The organism is Bacillus nitratireducens (assembly GCF_001884135.1).
Taxonomy (GTDB): domain Bacteria; phylum Bacillota; class Bacilli; order Bacillales; family Bacillaceae_G; genus Bacillus_A; species Bacillus_A nitratireducens.
The window spans coordinates 202,642-223,121 of the sequence record NZ_MAOC01000051.1 but is presented as its reverse complement, the minus strand read 5'-3'; the positions used below and the strand labels follow the sequence as shown (position 1 = coordinate 223,121).

Sequence of the window (20,480 nt, the reverse complement as noted above, 5' to 3'; positions counted from 1 at the left end):
CCGATAATGGATAACAATCAACCGCCGAATATGATGCCGATAATGGATAACAACCAAATGCCGAATATAATGCCGATAATGGATAACAATCAAATGCCAAACATGATGCCGATAATGGATAACAATCAACCGCCGAATATGATGCCATATCAAATGCCGTATCAACAGCCAATGATGCCACCATATCCGCAGTATCAGCAACAAAATCCATACAATCAAATGCCGTATCAACAAATGGCGCCGCAATATACTTCTATGCCAAATCCGAATATGATGCCAATGGATAATAATATGCCGCCACTCGTGCAAGGTGAAGAAGATTGTGGATGCGGAGGAGAAAATAGGTTATATAGTCCACAACCAGGTGGACCGCAATATGCTAATCCATTATATTATCAACCAACTCAGCCAGCATATGCACCACAGCCAGGAACGATGTATTATCAACCAGATCCACCAAATGTATTTGGAGAGCCAGTTTCGGAAGAAGAGGACGAAGAGGAAGTTTAAAAAAAGGTGGGGTTATTTCCCGCCTTTTTTTGCATTCATGTTAATTAAAAAAATAAAGTTTTTTTCATCAAGTGTTAGAAAATTCCTAGTGAAATATTAACAGTGTAAAAAACTACTCTGTTACTCATCATAAGAGGGAGCTTTTCAGAAGAGAAGCTCATTCTAACAGAGGGGGTTTTTGTATTGAATACGAAAGTAAAAGTTATCGCTGCTTCTTTGTTAGTTACCAGTGCATTAGCTGCATGTGGTACACCAAAAAATAATAATGCCATGGATGGACGTAACTACAATTACGAGCGTACATCTTATAATGATACACACCAGTATCGTGATAATGTAGCGCGTAACGATCGCTATACAGATTATGTAACATATAGAAACGGTCGTAACGATACAGGATACAACTATTACCGTGATGTAAATTACAACGGGCAAATTGCTAATCCGCATCCAACTCGTAATATTACAATGAACAATTCATACATTAACAATGATGGTAAAACTGCGGAGAAAATTACGAATCGTGTGAAACGTATGAATAACGTAGACCGAGTTTCTACAGTTGTATATGGAAACGATGTAGCGATTGCGGTAAAACCACGTAATACAACGACGAATGAAACAGCGATGGCAAACGAAATTCGTCAAGCTGTTGCGAATGAAGTTGGAAATAGAAACGTATATGTTTCTGTAAGAAATGACATGTTTACTCGTGTCGATGCAATGAGTACGCGTTTACGTAACGGCACAGTTACAAACGATTTTAATCGTGACATAACAAATATGTTCCGAGACATTCGTTACGGTTTAACTGGTACTATGCGATAGCAAAATCAAAGAGGAAGGGCTAGCCCTTCCTCTTTATTTATCATCATCTTGTAAACGACGTTTTTTTATGAAATAACTAACGGAATAAGAAGTTAAAAAGCATATGAAGAAAATACTACCTGTAAGGATAGCTTCAAACAGAGGTCTTCCTGGACTGAAAATGATATAAATAATAGCTATAATAATTCCAACAATAAGAGAACGTAAAACAATTTTGTAATAAGGAGTTAACTTTATATCCTTTTCACTTTCTTCTACATCGATTGAAACGCTTAACTGTAAATAAGCAATTAAAATACTCGTAAGCATAAATAATAACCATAATGGAGATTTTGTAATTTGATCCATTCCTTCAGTGAATCCGATATACCCTAAAATTCCAATTATACCGAGTGATTGAAAAAGAAAGGCAATACGTATGTTTTTTAACGTTTGCAGAATGAGTCGTTCATCCTTAATTTTTTTCACAATATCCATCTCCTGTTAATTATGATTTCGCTGTTATATTAATTGTAACATATATATTACATTTATCAATTTATAATTTACATATAATTCATTTGGATGAAAGAGGAAATATAATATTTTTATAAACATGTTGCGCTTCTATCTTATTAATGTTATATTAGCAAAGCGATGAGCTAATTTACGTAAGACGAGAGATATGCTTAAGTGCTAAACACGCGAATGTGGTCGCCTGGTTTCTCGCCGTAAACGCATCAAGACGCCTGCTTTGCAGGCGTCTTTCATTTTATATAAAAGTAAATGATACATGCAGATGAGGGATAAACCCTTGTCTGCATTTTTTATTTTCCCTAGAAATTTAATACTAGTGTTTATATGGATAAAACCCCCATTTCCGGAAAAGCTACAAATGAAAGTATGATTTTGCCTAGAAGAGGTGAACGGAAATGAAATGGATACTAATTGCATTGCAAGCTTTCGTTATGATGTTTTGCTTAGCTTATGGATCCGATGTGAGGGCAGAAGTAGTAGAAAAAGAACCTCAAGTTACAATTTTATTAGAGCGCATGTATGTTGACGGAGAAGTAAGTGAGGAAATACTGACAGAAAAAGTAGCGGATTTAGAAAAGTTTTTGCAGCAATATAAGGAATGGCAACTTGTTGATCGTGATGATGTGCAAATCGTATTACAAAAGAAAGTTGATGATATTTCTCCTTTACTGAAAACGAGCGGGTATTTTGGTGTTTCAGAGGAAGGGATATTACAAATTTTCAAAGGGGTACCGAAAAGTGATAACGCGATCCACTCCTTCTTTCAAATTGATATGAAAAAGCTTGAGAGTTATGAGCGTGCGAAATTGAAACGTGGTATTCGCATAAAATCAAAAGAAGGTTTTGTGAAGACAATCGAAAAAATGAAGCAGTATGCAGTGCAAAATAATAAGAAAAGCAGCTCATGATGAGCTGCTTTTTCTTATTTATTTTTAGCTAAAATTTCTTTTGCAATTTCATCAACTAGCATGTCTTTTCCGATTGGATTGAATGCTTTCGTATTGAAGACTTCATTTGATACTTCGTATACGTGATTGCTTTTTACGGCTTTATTGTCTTTCCAAACGGCACTGTTTTTATAGTCCTCGTACACTTTATCAGCTTCACCGCCGAAGTTTACGATAAACATTTGGTCAGGCTGGAATGCAACAAGACCTTCTAGTGATACTTGTGCCATCGTTTGTTTTAAATCTGTACCTTTTGTTGCTGGAAGCTTTAAATCATTAAAGATGATGTCACCGTATCCAAAGCTACCGTATACACGGAAGTTTTGAGGTGTAACTGCGACGAACATAAAGTTTTCATCTTTTGTTTTTTCTTTAATTTTTTTTGATAAAGAGTCTGCTTTTTTATCGTAATCTGCAATCCATTTGTCAGCTTTCTTCTCTTCGTCAAATAGTTTACCTACTTCTTTAAACTTACCACGCCAGTCTTCTAGATTTGTTTCTAGAACAACTGTCGGTGCCACTTTTTCTAGTTGATCATAAATTTTCAATTGACGATTGTTTAAAATAATTAAGTCTGGTTTTAAAGCTGTAACAGCCTCTAGGTCAACTTTAGGCGCCCAGTACCAGCCGACTGCTTTTACTCCGTCTAGCTTTTCTGTTAAGTGATTTTGGATTTTATCTTTATATGTGTTTGCTGTACCAACAGGCTTATGTCCAAGGATTAATAATTCCTCTGTTGATCCAGATAAGTCAACAATTCTCTTTGGATTAACTGGAATTGTTGCTTCCCCTTTAGCATGTTTTACAACTTTCGTTTTCGGTTGTTCTTTTGCTTTTGACTCTTCTTTTTGAGAAGAACAGCCAACGATAGAAAGAACAACTAGCATAATAGTAAATAAAATAAATAGCTTACGTTTCATCCCGATGTAACCCCTTTAATTAGTATTGATAATCATTATCGACTTCTGTATATTAAGGTGCTTTATCCTTTCTGTCAATGGAAAATAACAGAAGTTTCAAATAGAGAACATTTGTTGGGGCAGTCTCGCTTTTCTATTGTTAAATATGTTAAAATGGAATACATGATTTGAGAGGGAGAGATTGTATTTTGTTTGAATATGTTACAGGTTACGTGGAGTATGTAGGACCGGAATATGTCGTAATTGACCATAATGGAATTGGTTATCAAATTTTCACACCAAATCCGTATGTATTTCAAAGAAGTAAGCAAGAAATCCGTGTCTATACATATCATTATGTGAGAGAAGATATTATGGCACTTTACGGGTTTAAAACACGTGAAGAGCGTTTATTATTTACAAAGTTGTTAGGTGTGTCTGGCATTGGGCCAAAAGGAGCTCTTGCAATTTTAGCTTCTGGTCAAACCGGACAGGTCGTTCAAGCGATTGAACATGAAGATGAGAAGTTCTTAGTGAAGTTCCCGGGCGTTGGAAAGAAAACAGCGCGCCAAATGATTTTAGATTTAAAAGGAAAACTAGCAGATGTCGTGCCAGATGCATTTGTTGATCTGTTCTCGGATGTCGAAAGTTTTGATCAGAAGAAGGGTTCATCAGTGGAACTTGACGAAGCACTGGAAGCATTGCGTGCACTTGGTTATGCAGAACGAGAAGTTTCTCGCGTTGTACCAGAGTTATTAAAAGAATCATTAACGACGGATCAATATATTAAAAAGGCACTTAGTCTTTTACTAAACGGTAAGAGGTGAGTATAATGGACGAACGTCTCCTTTCAGGGGAATCTGGATACGAAGATGCGGATTTAGAGTATTCATTACGGCCACAGACGCTCCGTCAGTATATTGGCCAAGATAAAGCGAAACATAATTTAGAAGTGTTTATTGAAGCGGCGAAAATGCGTGAAGAAACGTTAGATCACGTACTTTTATATGGCCCACCTGGACTTGGTAAAACGACGCTTGCGAATATTATTGCCAATGAAATGGGTGTTAACATTCGAACGACGTCAGGTCCCGCAATTGAAAGACCAGGAGATTTAGCAGCTGTATTAACAGCGCTTCAGCCTGGAGATGTATTATTTATTGATGAAATTCATCGTTTGCATAGATCTATTGAAGAAGTGCTATACCCGGCGATGGAAGATTTTTGCCTTGATATCGTGATTGGAAAAGGACCATCAGCGCGCTCTGTACGATTAGACTTACCTCCATTTACGCTAGTTGGGGCAACGACGCGTGCAGGTGCATTATCAGCACCACTTCGTGACCGTTTCGGTGTACTTTCACGATTAGAGTATTATACAGTAGATCAGCTTTCTGCGATTGTCGAACGTACAGCAGAAGTGTTTGAAGTTGAAATAGATTCGTTAGCTGCACTAGAAATTGCAAGACGTGCTCGTGGTACACCTCGTATAGCGAATCGTTTATTACGACGTGTACGGGACTTCGCACAAGTTCGCAGCGACGGAACAATTGCAATGGAAATTACACAAATGGCGTTAGAACTACTACAAGTAGATAAATTAGGTCTTGATCATATTGACCATAAATTATTACTTGGTATTATTGAAAAGTTCCGCGGTGGTCCAGTTGGACTAGAAACAGTTTCGGCGACGATTGGGGAAGAATCTCATACGATTGAAGATGTGTATGAGCCATATTTATTACAAATTGGCTTTTTACAACGAACTCCAAGAGGCCGTATTGTAACTCCGCTTGCATATGAACATTTCGGAATGGAGATGCCAAAAGCATGACGGAGATGCCAAAGCTGCTTATTACAGCTGGTATTTTACTCATTGTTGTTGGTCTAGCTTGGAAGTTCATTGGAAGACTTCCAGGCGATATTTTTGTGAAAAAAGGTAACGTTACCTTTTATTTTCCTATCATTACATGTATTGTGTTAAGTATTGTATTATCTTTTATTATGTATATAATAAATCGATTTAAATAAGAAATAGGTGGATATAGTTATGGATATTAATCTGTTTGATTTTCATTTACCAGAAGAACTTATTGCACAAGTCCCATTAGAGGATCGTGAAACATCAAGATTAATGGTGTTAGATCGTGAAACCGGTGATATTGAGCATAAACATTTTACAGACATTCTTTCTTACTTACATGAGGGGGATTGCTTAGTTTTAAATGAAACGAAAGTTATGCCTGCTCGTTTGCATGGTGTGAAGGAAGATACAGGTGCACACATTGAAGTACTTCTTCTAAAACAAGAAGAAGGCGATACGTGGGAAACGCTTGTTAAGCCAGCGAAACGTGTAAAAGAAGGAACCGTGATCTCTTTTGGCGAAGGGAAATTAAAAGCAACTTGCACAGGAACTGCAGATCAAGGTGGACGTCAGCTTGAATTTTCATATGACGGCATCTTCTATGAAATTTTAGATGAACTTGGGGAAATGCCACTTCCTCCATATATTAAAGAGACGCTAGAAGATCGCGATCGCTACCAAACAGTATATGCGAAAGAAATTGGTTCAGCAGCAGCGCCGACTGCGGGACTTCACTTTACAGAAGAGTTACTTGAGAAGTTAAAGCAAAAGGGTGTTCAATTAGCTTTCATTACACTTCACGTAGGGCTTGGAACATTTAGACCAGTTTCTGCAGATACGATTGAAGAGCACCATATGCACGCAGAATATTACCATATGTCTGAAGAGACGGCTGTGTTATTAAATCGTGTGAAAGAGAATGGTGGACGTATTATTACAGTAGGTACGACATCAACTCGTACGTTAGAAACAATTGCGACAGATCATGATGGTAAGCTTTGCGCTGCTTCTGGATGGACAGATATTTTTATGTACCCAGGTTATGAATTTAAAGCAATTGATGGTTTAATTACAAACTTCCATTTGCCAAAATCAACATTAATTATGCTTGTAAGTGCATTTTCAAATAGAGATAATGTACTTCATGCTTACAATGAAGCAGTAAAAGAAAAATATCGTTTCTTTAGTTTCGGTGATGCGATGTTCGTTGCATCTCACTCTAAAATGAGAAACAAATAAAAGGAGTAAATTATGACAGCAATTCGTTATGAATTTATTAAAACTTGTAAACAAACGGGTGCGCGTTTAGGTCGTGTACATACGCCACACGGTTCATTTGATACACCAACATTTATGCCAGTTGGTACACTTGCAACAGTTAAAACGATGTCACCAGAAGAATTAAAGGCAATGGATTCGGGCATTATCTTAAGTAATACGTATCACTTATGGTTACGTCCAGGTCATGAAATTGTACGCGAAGCAGGCGGTTTGCATAAATTTATGAACTGGGATCGTGCAATTTTAACAGATTCTGGTGGTTTCCAAGTATTTAGTTTAAGTGACTTCCGCCGTATCGAAGAGGAAGGTGTTCACTTCCGTAACCACTTAAACGGAGATAAATTATTCTTATCACCAGAAAAAGCGATGGAAATCCAAAATGCATTAGGTTCAGATATCATGATGGCATTTGATGAGTGTCCACCATTCCCAGCTACTTTTGAATATATGAAGAAATCTGTAGAGCGTACAAGCCGCTGGGCAGAGCGTTGCTTAAAAGCACATGAACGTCCACAAGATCAAGGTTTATTCGGTATTGTACAGGGTGGAGAGTTTGAAGAGCTTCGTCGTCAAAGTGCGAAAGATCTTGTTTCAATGGACTTCCCTGGATATGCTATAGGCGGTCTATCTGTTGGTGAACCGAAAGATATTATGAACCGTGTTCTTGAGTTTACAACACCACTTCTTCCGGATAATAAACCACGTTACTTAATGGGAGTAGGTTCTCCTGACTCGTTAATTGATGGTGCAATTCGCGGTGTTGATATGTTTGACTGTGTACTTCCAACTCGTATCGCTCGAAATGGTACATGTATGACAAGTGAAGGTCGTTTAGTTGTAAAAAATGCGAAATTCGCTAGAGACTTCGGTCCGCTTGATCCGAACTGTGATTGCTACACATGTAAAAATTACTCTCGTGCGTATATTCGTCACTTAATGAAATGTGATGAAACGTTCGGAATTCGTTTAACGTCTTATCACAACCTTCATTTTCTGTTAAACTTAATGGAGCAGGTGAGACAAGCTATTCGTGAAGACCGTCTTGGCGATTTCCGCGAAGAGTTCTTTGAACAGTATGGCTTTAATAAACCGAATGCTAAAAACTTCTAATACATAATTTAAAAGGAGGAACAAAAGATGAATCCAGGTATGATGAATATCATTATGATCGTTGCGATGTTTGCGATTTTCTATTTCTTATTAATTCGCCCGCAACAAAAGCGTCAAAAAGCAGTTGCTCAAATGCAAAACGAGTTGTCAAAAGGTGATGCTATCATAACGATTGGTGGCTTACACGGTACAATTGAATCAGTAGATGAAACGAAAATCGTTGTTAAATCTGGTGGTTCACACTTAACTTTCGATCGCAATGCGATTCGTGAAGTTGTGAAAAACTAATGATGAAGGCCCTGCATGAAATATGCAGGGCCTTTTTTAGTTATTTTGTTTTGACATATTTACACCGAAAATACCACCGAGTGTACTCGCACCCATTAATGCTAATTGGTAGAGTAACTGTGAGTTCGATAAAGTTTGAGAGAAGCCTAAATAGTTAACTAGAAAAACAAGTATGGCGAATGTAAGTCCTGTTGTGAAACCTACTAGCCAACCTTTCCCTTGCGCCTTTTTTCCAGCAATAAACCCAGACATAAGCATAGATAGAAGAGCTAGTATCAAAATAGTGACGGTTAATGTCCCTTCATTCATATTCGTAAACTTTAACAATAGAGCTATAACCATGCTAGTAATAGATGCGAGGACAAGTAGGGCAATAATACCGAAGCCGATTGCAGTTGATAATTTTTTCGTTCCATCCATTTATGAATTCCCCCTTTTTAATACAAGCATATTTTCATTTTGATCAAGTTAGACTAGTTTCTTTTTTGTAGGGAAGTCTATAAATAAAAAAGGAGATGTAGAAATGGAATGGGTATCAATAATTGGCCGGACGATGCTTTTGTATATCATTATCTTAATTATTTTTCGTCTTATGGGGAAACGTGAAATTGGAGAACTAAGTGTATTAGATTTAGTCGTATTCATTATGCTCGGTGAAATGGCTGTAGTAGCAATTGAAAATACGGATAAATCACTTTGGCATCAATTAGTTCCGATGACTTTTCTTATGTGCATACAAATTATTTTGTCAGTCATTTCTTTAAAGTTTCAACGATTTCGGCATTTAATAGAAGGAGAGCCAGCTATTCTTATAAATGCGGGAAAGATTGATGAAAAAAAGATGCGGAAACAGCGCTATAACATAGATGATTTAATGATGCAATTAAGGGAGCAAGGAGTTGGAGATGTGCGGGATGTGGAGTACGCTATTTTGGAACCATCAGGGAAGTTGTCTATTTTTCAAAAACAAAAAAGTAAAAAGAGTAAAAATGATACGCCTATTTTTACTCTCCCGTTAATTATTGATGGAGAAATTCAATTCAATCATTTGCAAATGATTGAACATACAGACGAATGGCTCATTGGAAAATTAAAAAACTTAGGTTATAACGATATAGCACAAATTTTATACTGCAGCTTTCAAAATGGCCAATTTTTTGTGGATTTGAAAGGAAACTAGAGGCTTACCGTATTAAATAGTAAGCCTATTTACTTCAAAAATGAAAGTTTCCGAATGATAGGGAGGCGACTCAACTCTTCTTTTCGAATGAGTTTGAAAGCAAAGAGGAGGAAAATATAAACGATTGTTGTTAAAGTGATTTCCCATAATGTTTGTACGCCAAGTGAATGAGAGAAAATAATATACTTATGAAGGTAAAAACCGAAGGCACCTGCAATACCGATGGCAAGTCCTCCGAAAATATAGTCTTTTGCATAAATGGTAAATTTAATTTTCTTTAAAACAGTAGCATAGTGAAGGAATGTTACGGTCACTATATTTGCTGCAATAGCAAGGGCAACTCCCATCATTTGAAACTCTGGCTTTGAAGCTAGTACAAAAATAACGATTAATTTCACGATAGCGCCAATAAATGTGTTCATCATTGCAGCTCTTGCTAAGTTTAAAGCTTGCAACACAGATGTAAGTGGGCTTTGAAAATAATGAAATAAAAAGCAAGGTGCAAGAAGTTGGATGAATGCTGTTGCACTGTCCGATCCATACATAAGCGTTAAGACGGGTGAAGCAAATACATATAAAATAACGACTGACCATCCACCAGTAATTAAGGAAATTCGAAGGGCTTGTTGTAAACGGTGTTCCACTAATTTGTGCTGTCTCTTTGCCATTGCTTCACTAATGGAAGGGACGAGTGCTGTAGAAAGAGCGTATGTAATAAAGGCAGGTAGTGATAGAAGCGGGAAGGCGTAACCGTTCAATATACCGTATTGCTGTGTTGCGACAGAAGCGGCAACCCCGGCAATTGCTAGGCTTTGCATAACAACGATAGGTTCAAAGAAATAAGAAACGGAACCGATTAAACGGCTTCCTGTAGTTGGAAGTGCGATATCCATAAGAGAATAAAATGTATTTTTGCTCTCCTTTACCGTAGTGAAAAAACCAGAGCGTATAGATAAATGTTTTTCGCGCTGGAATAAAGTAAGTAAAAATAATAAAGATGCAACTTCGCCAAGAACGGCTGATAGCATTGCGCCAGCTGCAGCATATTCTACGCCGTAAGGTAAAAATAACCGAATGCATACAGCGATAATTGTAATGCGGACAACTTGTTCTATGACTTGAGCATAAGCGCTAGGTTTCATATTTTGTTTCCCTTGGAAATAACCGCGTAAAACAGAAGAAACAGCAATAACAGGAACGACAGGTAAAATGGCCATTAATGGATAGTACGTTCTTTCATCGGTTAATAATGTTTTTGCTAAAATAGGTGTAAGGAGCATAATCCCAATTGTTAAAATGATGCTAATAAAGGAAGTGACAGCTAGTGATACGGTTAATATTTTTTTTATTTTTTGTTTATCGTTCACCGCTTCCGCTTCTGCTACAAATTTTGCGATTGCAACGGGAAGACCTATTTGTGTTAATGTAATTGCTAAAATGAAGGTGGGAACAGCCATCATATAAAGGCCAACGCCTTCTTCGCCTAAAATACGTGCCATTACAATGCGGTTAATAAATCCAAGGATTTTTGTAATAAAGCCAGCTATCATTAAAATAAATGCACCTTTTAAAAAGCTTTGTCTTGTCATACTCTTCTCCTACCTTCTCAAAATCAATGGAATGATTTACAATAATTTATATGCACGTATGAGACAAGAATGACAAGCATTTAAGAGAGTAAAGTGTGAATGGTACTCTTGAAAGAAGTTATTACTGTCCATTAGAGCGGGATTAAAAGCGACTTTTCGTGCTGAAATCAGAAGGAGATGTTTATATATGTTGGATAAAGAGGCTTTGGTAGAATCATACCGCGGACAGTTACAAGTCGTTTTAGAAAGTAAAGTAGAAGAGTTTCACTTGTTTGGTTATGACCGAGTGACAGATAATGATATTTGGAAGTTTCTCAAGGTGAAAAAGTGGAAGAAGATAGACAGTGATGTTAGGTTATATGAATTAGTGAATGATGTATTAAGAGTAAGTACTAATGAATATATGACTTATCTAACTGTTGAAGCATATCAAGCGCCACTTTGGTCGTTTGACGAATATGAAAATAAATAACTGACTGCAATTGGTTTGTTCTTCCTTTTGCAGTATAATGATAGGTATTGATAAAGAGGAAATAATTATGTCTAAGATTATATATAAAGGAGGTAGTGAAGAGGAAAAATAAATAATGAAAGTGTAGGTATGGTGACAAGATTACCTACACAGCTAGTGATGAACTAGCAAAAATACAGGTATTTTATAGAAAGGAAGTCTACTAACTAGGCGTATGCACACGTGCAAAAGTGAATCGTAAGAGATTTATTGAAAGTGTTAGTAGCAGAAAGAGGGTACATATGGCAAAGCGTGGTACGAGAATTGCCGCCTTTTTCCTCATCGTTTTATTAATTGGTGGAGTAATTGGTGCGGCAGGAAAAGACATAGCAAAAGGAATTAGTCTAGGACTAGACCTTCGCGGTGGTTTTGAAATTCTGTATGAAGTAAAACCAGCCAAAAAAGGTGATAAAATCGATCGTAATGCACTTGTAAGTACAGTAGGTGCTCTTGAAAATCGTGTCAATGTTCTTGGTGTAAGTGAGCCGAACATTCAAATCGAAGGGGAAGATCGAATTCGTGTACAGCTTGCTGGTGTACAAGATCAGCAAAAAGCACGTGAAATGTTATCAACACAAGCGAAACTAACATTCCGTGATGTGGATGACAACCTTCTTATGGACGGAACGGATTTAAAAGGCGGCGGAGCAAAGCAAACATTTGATGAGCAAGGCCGTGCGAGCGTAGGTCTTACACTAAAAAGCGCTGACAAATTCCGTGAAGTAACTGAAAAAATTTCAAAAATGCCACCACCAACGAATTTAATGGTAATTTGGCTTGATTTTGAAGAAGGAAAAGATTCGTATAAAGCAGAGTCTGCAAAACCGAATCCGAAGTTCTTATCAGCGGCAACAGTAAACCAAGTATTTAACCAAGCTGAAGTATCTATCGTAGGTGGAAACTTTACAGTGGAAAGCGCGAAAGAACTTTCATCTTTATTAAATGCAGGTGCACTTCCTGTTGATTTAAAAGAAATGTATTCAACATCTGTTGGAGCGAAATTTGGACAACAAGCATTAGAGCAAACGATTTTCGCTAGTGCGATTGGTATTGCTATAATCTTCTTATTTATGCTTGTATTCTACCGTTTACCGGGAATTGTAGCGGTTGTTATGTTAGGTTTATACATTTTCGTTACATTGCTTGTCTTTAACTGGATGCATGCGGTTCTTACGTTGCCAGGTATTGCAGCGTTAGTGCTCGGGGTAGGTATCGCAGTTGATGCGAATATTATTACGTACGAGAGACTGAAAGAAGAGCTGAAAATTGGTAAGTCCATGATGTCGGCATTTCGTGCTGGTAACCATCGTTCATTAGCAACAATTTTAGATGCGAACATTACAACACTTGCAGCAGCTGGTGTGTTATTCGTTTATGGTAATAGCTCTGTAAAAGGATTCGCAACAAGTTTAATCGTAAGTATTTTAGTTGGTTTCGTTACGAACGTATTCGGTACTCGTTTCTTACTAAGTTTACTTGTAAAGAGCCGTTACTTCGATAAAAAACCATCTTACTTTGGTGTTAAGGAAAAGGATATTATTCCATTAACAAAAGGTGTGGTACATCCACCGACAAGATTTGATCGTATTAATTTCGTAAATATCGGTCATAAATTCCTTATCTTTTCGATGGTAGTTGTAATTGCAGGTGCAATTATACTACCAATTTTCAAACTGAATCTTGGGATTGACTTTGCGAGTGGTACACGTATCGACTTGCAATCTAAACAAGCACTTACTGTGTCAGATGTTCATAAAGATTTGAAAGAATTGAAAATTGATGTGAAGGAAGAAGATATCGTACCGACTGGGGACGACAATAAAGGTTTCGCCGTCCGTACATTAGGAGTTTTATCAAAAGATGAAATTGCGAAAGCAAAAACATTCTTCCAAGATAAATATGGTACAGAGCCAAACGTAAGTACAGTTTCACCAACAATCGGTAAAGAAATCGCACGAAATGCATTTATCGCAGTATTAATTGCTTCGGTAGTCATTATCTTATACGTAAGTATTCGATTCCGATTTACGTATGCATTATCTGCAGTACTTGCATTACTACATGACGCATTCGTTATGATTGTTATGTTTAGTCTTTTCCAGATAGAAGTAGACTTAACGTTTATCGCTGCGGTATTAACAATCATCGGTTATTCTATCAACGACTCAATTGTTACCTTTGATAGAAACCGTGAATTATACAAACAGAAAAAACGAGTTCGCGACATAAAAGACCTAGAAGAAATCGTAAATGCAAGTATTCGTCAAACGCTTGGTCGTTCGATTAACACCGTATTAACAGTGTTATTCCCGGTAATTGCGTTACTTATCTTCGGTAGCGAGTCACTACGTAACTTCTCGTTTGCGTTACTTGTTGGACTAGTTGTAGGTACGTACTCTTCTGTTTTCGTTGCCTCTCAAATTTGGTTAATGCTTGAAAACCGTCGTTTGAAAAAGGGGAAAAACAAGAAGAAGGTTGAGAAAGTAGAATCTGAACCGCAAGTATAAAAAAGATGATGTCTCTTTATGAGGCATCTCTTTTTTCGTTTGTGGATACAATAAGATAGCAACTTTTGAAAGAATAAAATGGAAGAAAGTGGTGAAGTTATCGCTGTTTTTGCTACAATAAAAAGATAGGTTAAGAAAAGAAGGGATTTTAATTATGGAAAAAGATGAACGTTTTAAACAGGCCGAGTTTGGTGCTATTGTCGGGATCGTTGGTAATATTATATTAGCGATTATAAAAGCGGTAATTGGTTATATTGGAAACAGTAAAGCACTATTGGCGGATGCAGTGCATTCTGGGTCAGATGTAATTGGCTCGCTAGCTGTACTTTTTGGATTACGAGCAGCGAAGCAGCCGCCTGATGAAGATCATCCGTACGGTCATGGCAAAGCGGAATCGATTTCAGCGATTATTGTTGCGGTATTATTATTTATTGTTGGACTAGAGATAGCGATTTCGTCTATAAAAGCTTTTTCACAAGAACTAGAACCGCCGAAGGGAATTACGATCTTTGCTGTTATTTTTTCTATTGTCGTGAAAGAAGGAATGTTTCAATATAAATTCCGATTAGGGAAAAGGATAAATAGTGATGCAATTATTGCAAATGCATATGAGCACCGTTCGGATGTATTTTCTTCAATTGCAGCTTTAATCGGTATTTGTGCGGCGATTATTGGTGGTAAGTTCGGTTTAGATTGGCTTGTATATGCCGATCCAATTGCAGGATTATTTGTTTCACTTCTTGTTGCAAAAATGGCGTGGAGTATTGGGGCAGAAGCGATTCATGCAACGCTTGATCATGTTCTTCATGAGGAGGATATTATTCCATTTAGAGAAGCGGTTCTTCAAGTGGAAGGTGTGAAAAAAATAGGCTCTTTATATGCGAGGGAACATGGTCATTACGTTATTGTTGATATTAAAGTTTCTGTAGATCCATACATTACTGTAGAAGAAGGGCACCGGATTGGAAAGCATGTGAAAGAAACGCTTATGAAACAAGATAACGTACAAAATGTGTTTGTACATATAAATCCGTATTCTCCAAATTAAATAGCATTAATATTTTAGTATATGGATATTGCATCGTAGCTTGCATCATATTGTCACCCCTTAATCTGTCTTGTATAATGGATAGGTTAAGGGGTGATTTCGTGTTACAACCGAAGACGCGTTGGAAAGAAAAAGAATATAGTGAAGAGCGAGTGAGTGAATTAGCAAGTAAATTGCAATTATCACCTCTTGTTGTTTCGTTATTCCTCGGTAGAGGATTAGATACAGAAGATAAGATTTTAGATTTTTTAAATACAGAAAATCAAGAATTTCACGATCCATTTTTATTAGAAGGAATGGATAGAACGGTAGAACGTGTAAATAAGGCGATTCAAAATGGAGAGCAAATATTAATATTTGGTGATTACGATGCGGATGGAGTAAGTAGTACGACTGTCTTATATCTTGCGCTTCAAGAATTAGGTGCAGATGTAGAATTTTATATTCCAAACCGTTTTACAGAAGGGTATGGACCAAACGAAGAAGCGTTTCGTTGGGCGCATAGCGCTGGGTTCTCACTAATTATTACCGTAGATACTGGTATTGCAGCGGTACATGAAGCGAAGGTAGCGAAGGACCTTGGAATAGATCTTATTATTACAGATCACCATGAGCCACCGCCAGAATTACCAGAAGCACTTGCAATTATTCATCCGAAATTAGAAGGCGGTGTATATCCGTTTCACTATTTAGCTGGTGTAGGTGTTGCGTTTAAAGTTGCACATGCACTACTAGGCCGTGTACCAGAACATTTATTAGAAATTGCAGTAATTGGTACAGTAGCCGATTTAGTGTCACTTCATGGTGAGAATAGATTGCTAGTGAAGCGCGGTTTAAAGCATATGCGCATGACGAAAAATATCGGACTAAAGGCGCTATTTAAAGTTGCTAACGTTTCGCAAAGTGAAATTACAGAAGAGAGTATTGGCTTCTCACTCGCACCGCGTATTAATGCAGTTGGACGTTTAGAAGATGCTACGCCGGCTGTACATCTTTTATTATCAGATGATCCAGAAGAAGCGAAAGAGCTAGCTGAAGAAATTGATGAGCTGAACAAACTGCGAAAAGATATTGTAAAGCAAATTACAGAAGAAGCTATCGCTGAAGTGGAAAATAATTTCCCGCCAGAAGACAATAAAGTACTAGTACTGGCAAAAGAAGGCTGGAATCCAGGTGTAATTGGAATTGTCGCATCTAAATTAGTTGAACGTTTTTATCGTCCAACGATTGTATTATGCATTGATCCTATAAAAGAAACGGCAAAGGGTTCAGCGCGTAGTATTGCAGGGTTTGATTTATTTGCCAACTTGTCTGATTGTAGAGAGTTATTGCCACACTTCGGAGGGCATCCGATGGCAGCGGGAATGACGCTACATATGAATGATGTAGATGAATTACGCCGCCGCTTAAATGAACAAGCAGAGGTAATTTTAACAGAAGAAGATTTTATTCCAATTACAGCAGTTGATGCTTTTTGTAAGGTGGAGGATGTAACTCTTGCTGCAATTGAGGATATGCAAAAGTTAGCGCCATTTGGTGTTGGAAATCCAAAACCACGTATTGCAGTGAAGGATGCAGAGCTAGAAAGTATTCGTGCAATCGGATCAGATGGCTCTCATTTGAAAATGGCTCTTCGCGATGGGCAAGCGACACTGGATACAATCGGATTTGGTTTTGGTGCCTATGCGAAAGAAATTTCTCCAGTTGCAAAGGTATCTGTAATAGGGGAAGCATCTATCAATGAATGGAATAATTTTAAGAAGCCACAATTAATGGTACAAGATATTGCTGTAGAGGCGTGGCAGTTATTTGATTGGCGTAGTATGCGTAATGTAGAAACGAATGTAGCAGAACTTCCTATAGAAAAAATAACAATGGTGTATTTTTCTGAAGAGGTATTGAATAAATTTTCTTTAGAAGACTATAAAGAGCATATCGTGCATGCATCAGATGTAACGCATTTGGATGATCAATATATTGTGTTACTCGATTTACCGAAAGGAACAGATGAATTGCGCGATTTATTTAAAGTCGGGTTCCCATCTCGAATTTATACGCTATTTTATCAAGAGAATAACCATTTATTTAGTACAGTCCCAACGCGGGAACACTTTAAATGGTACTACTCTTTCTTGAACCAAAAAGCACCATTTTCTTTAAAACAATATGGGGAACAACTATGTCGTCATAAAGGTTGGTCAAAAGACACAGTAAATTTCATGACACAGGTGTTTTTTGAGTTAGAATTTGTTACAATAAAAGACGGTGTCATTTTTATGGCTGAACAAAAACAAAAGCGTGATTTAATTGAATCGAACACATATCGTGAGAAAATGAACCACTTACAATTAGAAAAAGAATTGGTTTATAGCACATATCAGCAACTATATACGTGGTTTGAAACGATTCGTAATCATAAAGAAGTAGAACAGTTAGGGTAAAGGATTTGTATTTACAAACCTTTAAATCTGAGGAGGATTCAGAAATATGGATTTCAAGCAACATATCGCAATTGTACCGGATTATCCAAAAGAAGGTATTGTGTTTAAAGATATTACACCTTTAATGAACGACGGCAAAGCATACAAAGCAGCAACGGACGCAATCGTTGAGTATGCGAAAAAAAGAGATATTGACGTTGTAGTAGGACCAGAAGCACGTGGCTTTATTATCGGTTGCCCAGTTTCTTATGCATTAGAAGTAGGTTTTGCACCAGTTCGTAAATTAGGAAAATTACCACGTGAAGTAATTACAGTTGACTACGGCAAAGAATATGGTACAGATGTTTTAACAATCCATAAAGATGCAATTAAACCAGGTCAACGCGTATTAATTACAGATGATCTATTAGCTACAGGCGGAACAATTGAAGCGACAATTAAGCTAGTTGAAGAACTTGGCGGAGTTGTAGCAGGAATTGCATTCTTAGTAGAGCTTACTTACTTAGATGGTCGTAAAATGTTAGATGGTTACGATGTATTAGTATTAGAAAAATACTAATCACTATATAGGTAAAACTACGGTGATAAAAAGTACCCGTGAATCTCTTGGAGAGGAGCGGGTACTTTTGTATAATTGAACAAAAAAATAAGGTGAAATGTCAGTAAAATCTTTTCCTTTTCACAATTCACAATCATTGGGTTATAATGATAGAATATAATTTATTCTATTTAATAAATACAAAGTCAATTTTCAATAAAAGGTGATTCGATGGCAAATGAGCAAGTACTAACAGCTGAACAGGTACTCGAGAAAGCAAGTCAATATTTAGCGGATGAAGATATTGAGCTAGTGGCACGTGCTTATGAATATGCACGCGATGCACATAGCGAACAATATAGAAAATCGGGTGAACCATATATTATTCACCCAATTCAAGTTGCAGGTATTTTAGTTGATTTACACATGGATCCAGCTACAGTATCGGCAGGTTTCTTGCATGATGTAGTGGAAGATACAGAGATTACATTAGAAGATATTGAACGAGAATTTAATAAAGAAATCGCTATGCTTGTCGATGGTGTTACGAAGCTCGGAAAGATTAAATATAAATCTCATGAGCAGCAACAAGCAGAAAACCATCGCAAAATGTTTATCGCAATGGCTCAAGATATTCGAGTTATTTTAATTAAACTAGCTGATCGTCTTCATAACATGCGTACATTGAAACATTTGCCTCAAGAGAAGCAGCGTCGCATTGCGAATGAAACGTTAGAAATCTTTGCACCTTTAGCACATAGACTCGGAATTAGTACTATTAAATGGGAGTTAGAGGATACGTCACTTCGCTATTTAAATCCGCAACAATATTATCGTATTGTAAATTTAATGAAGCGTAAACGTGCAGAGCGTGAAGAATATTTAGATGAAGTAATGACTGGTATTCGTGAGAAATTAAAAGAAGTTTCAATTCAACCTGAGATTTCTGGAAGACCAAAACATATTTACAGTATTTATCGTAAAATGGCATTGCAAAATAAACAGTTCAATGAAATTTACGATTTACTAGCTGTACGTGTCGTTGTAAATAGTATTAAAGATTGTTACGCGGTGCTTGGAATTATTCATACGTGCTGGAAGCCAATGCCAGGTCGTTTCAAAGATTATATTGCAATGCCGAAAGCGAATTTATATCAATCTCTTCATACGACTGTAATTGGACCAAAAGGTGACCCGCTAGAAGTGCAAATTCGTACGAAAGAAATGCATGAGATTGCAGAATTCGGAATCGCGGCACACTGGGCGTATAAAGAAGGAAAAACAGCAGAAACAACAGGTACATTAGAGAAGAAACTAACTTGGTTCCGTCAAATATTAGAATGGCAAAATGAAGCTTCTAATGCAGAAGAATTTATGGAGTCATTAAAAATTGATTTATTCTCTGACATGGTATTCGTCTTTACACCAAAAGGCGATGTAATGGAATTACCACTTGGTTCTGTTCCAATTGATTTTTCGTATCGTGTCCATTCGGAAATTGGAAACAAGACAATTGGTGCAAAAGTAAATGGGAAAATGGTGACGCTTGATTATAAGTTGAAAACTGGTGACATCATTGAAATTTTAACATCGAAACATTCGTATGGTCCAAGTCAAGATTGGGTAAAGCTTGCTCAAACATCTCATGCGAAAAATAAAATACGTCAATTCTTTAAGAAACAACGTAGAGATGAAAATATTGAAAAAGGCCGTGAACTTGTTGAAAAAGAAGTGCGTGGCTTAGAGTATGAGATGAAAGAAGTATTAGCGCTTGATAATTTAAAACGTGTTGCTGAGAAGTTTAACTTTGCAAATGAAGAAGATATGTTTGCAGCAGTTGGTTATAACGGAATTACAGCAGCGCAAATTGTTACGCGACTAACGGACAAGTTCCGTAAACAACGTGAAGAAGAAGACATCGTTGAAGTTAAAGAAGTTCGTAAACCGATGAAAATTCGAAAATGGGATTCTGGTGTAAAGGTAAGCGGTGCTGATAATTTACTAATTCGTTTATCAAAATGCTGTAACCCAGTTCCGGGTGATGATATCGTTGGGTATATTACGAAAGGCCGAGGTGTATCGATTCATCGTCGTGATTGTGTCAATGTGCATACGGAAGAAGCTGTAGAGCGTTTATTAGAAGTAGAGTGGGAAGGTAGCCCTGAAAAAGAAATTGAATACAATGTTGATATTGAAATTTCAGGCTATGATCGCCGTGGTTTATTGAATGAAGTATTGCAAGCTGTTACAGAAACGAAAACGTATATCTCAGCTGTTTCTGGTAGAAGTGATCGTAATAAGATGGCGACGATTAACATGTCGATTTCTATTCGAAACTTACAGCACTTGAAAAAAGTAGTAGAGCGCATTAAACGTGTTCCAGAAATTTATGCAGTACGACGCATGATGCATTAATAGGGAGT

The 20,480-nt window shown here is 37.1% G+C and carries 19 protein-coding genes and 1 pseudogene; 16 read left to right on the top strand and 4 right to left on the bottom strand.

Translation table 11 applies throughout. The features are described 5' to 3' along the window. Positions 1-510 (top strand): annotated as a pseudogene (gene exsA / locus BAU23_RS17105) (spore coat assembly protein ExsA); the annotation flags it as partial. 183 nt (positions 511-693) lie between these two features. Further along, on the top strand, positions 694-1,338 hold the full coding sequence (locus BAU23_RS17100) for a YhcN/YlaJ family sporulation lipoprotein (RefSeq protein WP_001093545.1): 645 nt from the start codon (positions 694-696) through the stop codon (positions 1,336-1,338). A gap of 33 nt (positions 1,339-1,371) precedes the next feature. On the opposite strand, the gene BAU23_RS17095 is transcribed toward BAU23_RS17100, so the two are convergent. Continuing rightward, positions 1,372-1,815 (bottom strand): hypothetical protein, encoded by a 444-nt coding sequence (locus tag BAU23_RS17095; RefSeq protein ID WP_002077340.1) that lies wholly within the window; start codon positions 1,813-1,815, stop codon positions 1,372-1,374. 434 nt (positions 1,816-2,249) lie between these two features. Here BAU23_RS17095 and BAU23_RS17090 point away from each other — a divergent pair, with 434 nt between their 5' ends. Next, positions 2,250-2,762 carry a BofC C-terminal domain-containing protein gene (locus tag BAU23_RS17090; protein ID WP_000871168.1) on the top strand — a complete coding sequence of 171 codons (513 nt, stop codon included), beginning with the start codon at positions 2,250-2,252 and terminating at the stop codon, positions 2,760-2,762. 14 nt (positions 2,763-2,776) lie between these two features. Here BAU23_RS17090 and BAU23_RS17085 read toward each other — a convergent pair whose 3' ends face one another. Next, on the bottom strand, positions 2,777-3,721 hold the full coding sequence (locus tag BAU23_RS17085; protein WP_071734849.1) for an iron-hydroxamate ABC transporter substrate-binding protein: 945 nt from the start codon (positions 3,719-3,721) through the stop codon (positions 2,777-2,779). Positions 3,722-3,909: 188 nt separating this feature from the next. Here BAU23_RS17085 and ruvA point away from each other — a divergent pair, with 188 nt between their 5' ends. From ruvA to yajC, 6 genes are read left to right on the top strand one after another with little or no spacing between them, the layout of a single operon-like run. Further along, the gene (ruvA, locus tag BAU23_RS17080) at positions 3,910-4,527 is read left to right on the top strand and encodes a Holliday junction DNA helicase RuvA (protein ID WP_000464515.1); all 618 of its coding nucleotides are present in this window, start codon (positions 3,910-3,912) and stop codon (positions 4,525-4,527) included. 5 nt (positions 4,528-4,532) lie between these two features. After that, on the top strand, positions 4,533-5,534 hold the full coding sequence (ruvB, locus tag BAU23_RS17075; RefSeq protein WP_000344469.1) for a Holliday junction branch migration DNA helicase RuvB: 1,002 nt from the start codon (positions 4,533-4,535) through the stop codon (positions 5,532-5,534). Beyond that, positions 5,531-5,731, top strand: a complete 201-nt coding sequence (locus BAU23_RS17070) for a DUF2905 domain-containing protein (protein WP_000138162.1) — start codon at positions 5,531-5,533, stop codon at positions 5,729-5,731. Before ruvB ends, BAU23_RS17070 begins: the two co-directional genes overlap by 4 nt. A gap of 19 nt (positions 5,732-5,750) precedes the next feature. Then, entirely contained in the window at positions 5,751-6,803 is a 1,053-nt protein-coding gene (gene queA / locus BAU23_RS17065; protein WP_000354023.1) for a tRNA preQ1(34) S-adenosylmethionine ribosyltransferase-isomerase QueA, read from the top strand. 12 nt (positions 6,804-6,815) lie between these two features. Continuing rightward, entirely contained in the window at positions 6,816-7,955 is a 1,140-nt protein-coding gene (tgt, locus tag BAU23_RS17060; protein WP_000125371.1) for a tRNA guanosine(34) transglycosylase Tgt, read from the top strand. A 27-nt stretch (positions 7,956-7,982) separates the two neighbouring features. Then, positions 7,983-8,243, top strand: coding sequence for a preprotein translocase subunit YajC (gene yajC / locus BAU23_RS17055; protein ID WP_001068062.1), 261 nt, complete (start codon positions 7,983-7,985; stop codon positions 8,241-8,243). Positions 8,244-8,279: 36 nt separating this feature from the next. Here yajC and BAU23_RS17050 read toward each other — a convergent pair whose 3' ends face one another. Beyond that, entirely contained in the window at positions 8,280-8,663 is a 384-nt protein-coding gene (locus BAU23_RS17050; protein WP_000349128.1) for a TIGR04086 family membrane protein, read from the bottom strand. Between the two features lie 103 nt (positions 8,664-8,766). On the opposite strand from BAU23_RS17050, the gene BAU23_RS17045 reads away from it, so the two are divergent. After that, positions 8,767-9,423, top strand: a complete 657-nt coding sequence (locus BAU23_RS17045) for a DUF421 domain-containing protein (RefSeq protein WP_000455376.1) — start codon at positions 8,767-8,769, stop codon at positions 9,421-9,423. A gap of 29 nt (positions 9,424-9,452) precedes the next feature. On the opposite strand, the gene spoVB is transcribed toward BAU23_RS17045, so the two are convergent. Continuing rightward, positions 9,453-11,012: a stage V sporulation protein B gene (spoVB, locus tag BAU23_RS17040; protein WP_000198277.1), complete on the bottom strand. Its 1,560-nt coding sequence runs from the start codon at positions 11,010-11,012 to the stop codon at positions 9,453-9,455. A gap of 187 nt (positions 11,013-11,199) precedes the next feature. Here spoVB and BAU23_RS17035 point away from each other — a divergent pair, with 187 nt between their 5' ends. The 6 genes from BAU23_RS17035 (at position 11,200) to relA (ending at position 20,472) form a co-directional block, all read left to right on the top strand. Further along, the gene (locus BAU23_RS17035) at positions 11,200-11,484 is read left to right on the top strand and encodes a post-transcriptional regulator (protein WP_000884548.1); all 285 of its coding nucleotides are present in this window, start codon (positions 11,200-11,202) and stop codon (positions 11,482-11,484) included. 281 nt (positions 11,485-11,765) lie between these two features. Further along, positions 11,766-14,030 (top strand): protein translocase subunit SecDF, encoded by a 2,265-nt coding sequence (gene secDF / locus BAU23_RS17030; protein ID WP_001119090.1) that lies wholly within the window; start codon positions 11,766-11,768, stop codon positions 14,028-14,030. A 154-nt stretch (positions 14,031-14,184) separates the two neighbouring features. Next, positions 14,185-15,078: a cation diffusion facilitator family transporter gene (locus BAU23_RS17025; protein ID WP_000409726.1), complete on the top strand. Its 894-nt coding sequence runs from the start codon at positions 14,185-14,187 to the stop codon at positions 15,076-15,078. Positions 15,079-15,179: 101 nt separating this feature from the next. Continuing rightward, positions 15,180-17,519, top strand: a complete 2,340-nt coding sequence (gene recJ / locus BAU23_RS17020) for a single-stranded-DNA-specific exonuclease RecJ (protein ID WP_000941280.1) — start codon at positions 15,180-15,182, stop codon at positions 17,517-17,519. A 46-nt stretch (positions 17,520-17,565) separates the two neighbouring features. After that, positions 17,566-18,078, top strand: coding sequence for an adenine phosphoribosyltransferase (locus BAU23_RS17015; RefSeq protein WP_000346222.1), 513 nt, complete (start codon positions 17,566-17,568; stop codon positions 18,076-18,078). Positions 18,079-18,288: 210 nt separating this feature from the next. After that, the gene (relA, locus tag BAU23_RS17010; protein ID WP_001262798.1) at positions 18,289-20,472 is read left to right on the top strand and encodes a GTP diphosphokinase; all 2,184 of its coding nucleotides are present in this window, start codon (positions 18,289-18,291) and stop codon (positions 20,470-20,472) included. The last annotated feature ends 8 nt before the right edge of the window (positions 20,473-20,480 follow it).

Excerpts from the sequence above, each read along its gene's own strand:
- BAU23_RS17095 (WP_002077340.1), bottom strand. The coding sequence starts at position 1,815 with ATGGATATTGTGAAAAAAATTAAGGATGAACGACTCATTCTGCAAACG.
- BAU23_RS17090 (WP_000871168.1), top strand. The coding sequence starts at position 2,250 with ATGAAATGGATACTAATTGCATTGCAAGCTTTCGTTATGATGTTTTGC.
- BAU23_RS17085 (WP_071734849.1), bottom strand. The coding sequence starts at position 3,721 with ATGAAACGTAAGCTATTTATTTTATTTACTATTATGCTAGTTGTTCTT.
- ruvB (WP_000344469.1), top strand. The coding sequence starts at position 4,533 with ATGGACGAACGTCTCCTTTCAGGGGAATCTGGATACGAAGATGCGGAT.
- BAU23_RS17070 (WP_000138162.1), top strand. The coding sequence starts at position 5,531 with ATGACGGAGATGCCAAAGCTGCTTATTACAGCTGGTATTTTACTCATT.
- queA (WP_000354023.1), top strand. The coding sequence starts at position 5,751 with ATGGATATTAATCTGTTTGATTTTCATTTACCAGAAGAACTTATTGCA.
- tgt (WP_000125371.1), top strand. The coding sequence starts at position 6,816 with ATGACAGCAATTCGTTATGAATTTATTAAAACTTGTAAACAAACGGGT.
- yajC (WP_001068062.1), top strand. The coding sequence starts at position 7,983 with ATGAATCCAGGTATGATGAATATCATTATGATCGTTGCGATGTTTGCG.
- BAU23_RS17050 (WP_000349128.1), bottom strand. The coding sequence starts at position 8,663 with ATGGATGGAACGAAAAAATTATCAACTGCAATCGGCTTCGGTATTATT.
- BAU23_RS17045 (WP_000455376.1), top strand. The coding sequence starts at position 8,767 with ATGGAATGGGTATCAATAATTGGCCGGACGATGCTTTTGTATATCATT.
- spoVB (WP_000198277.1), bottom strand. The coding sequence starts at position 11,012 with ATGACAAGACAAAGCTTTTTAAAAGGTGCATTTATTTTAATGATAGCT.
- BAU23_RS17035 (WP_000884548.1), top strand. The coding sequence starts at position 11,200 with ATGTTGGATAAAGAGGCTTTGGTAGAATCATACCGCGGACAGTTACAA.
- secDF (WP_001119090.1), top strand. The coding sequence starts at position 11,766 with ATGGCAAAGCGTGGTACGAGAATTGCCGCCTTTTTCCTCATCGTTTTA.
- BAU23_RS17025 (WP_000409726.1), top strand. The coding sequence starts at position 14,185 with ATGGAAAAAGATGAACGTTTTAAACAGGCCGAGTTTGGTGCTATTGTC.
- BAU23_RS17015 (WP_000346222.1), top strand. The coding sequence starts at position 17,566 with ATGGATTTCAAGCAACATATCGCAATTGTACCGGATTATCCAAAAGAA.
- relA (WP_001262798.1), top strand. The coding sequence starts at position 18,289 with ATGGCAAATGAGCAAGTACTAACAGCTGAACAGGTACTCGAGAAAGCA.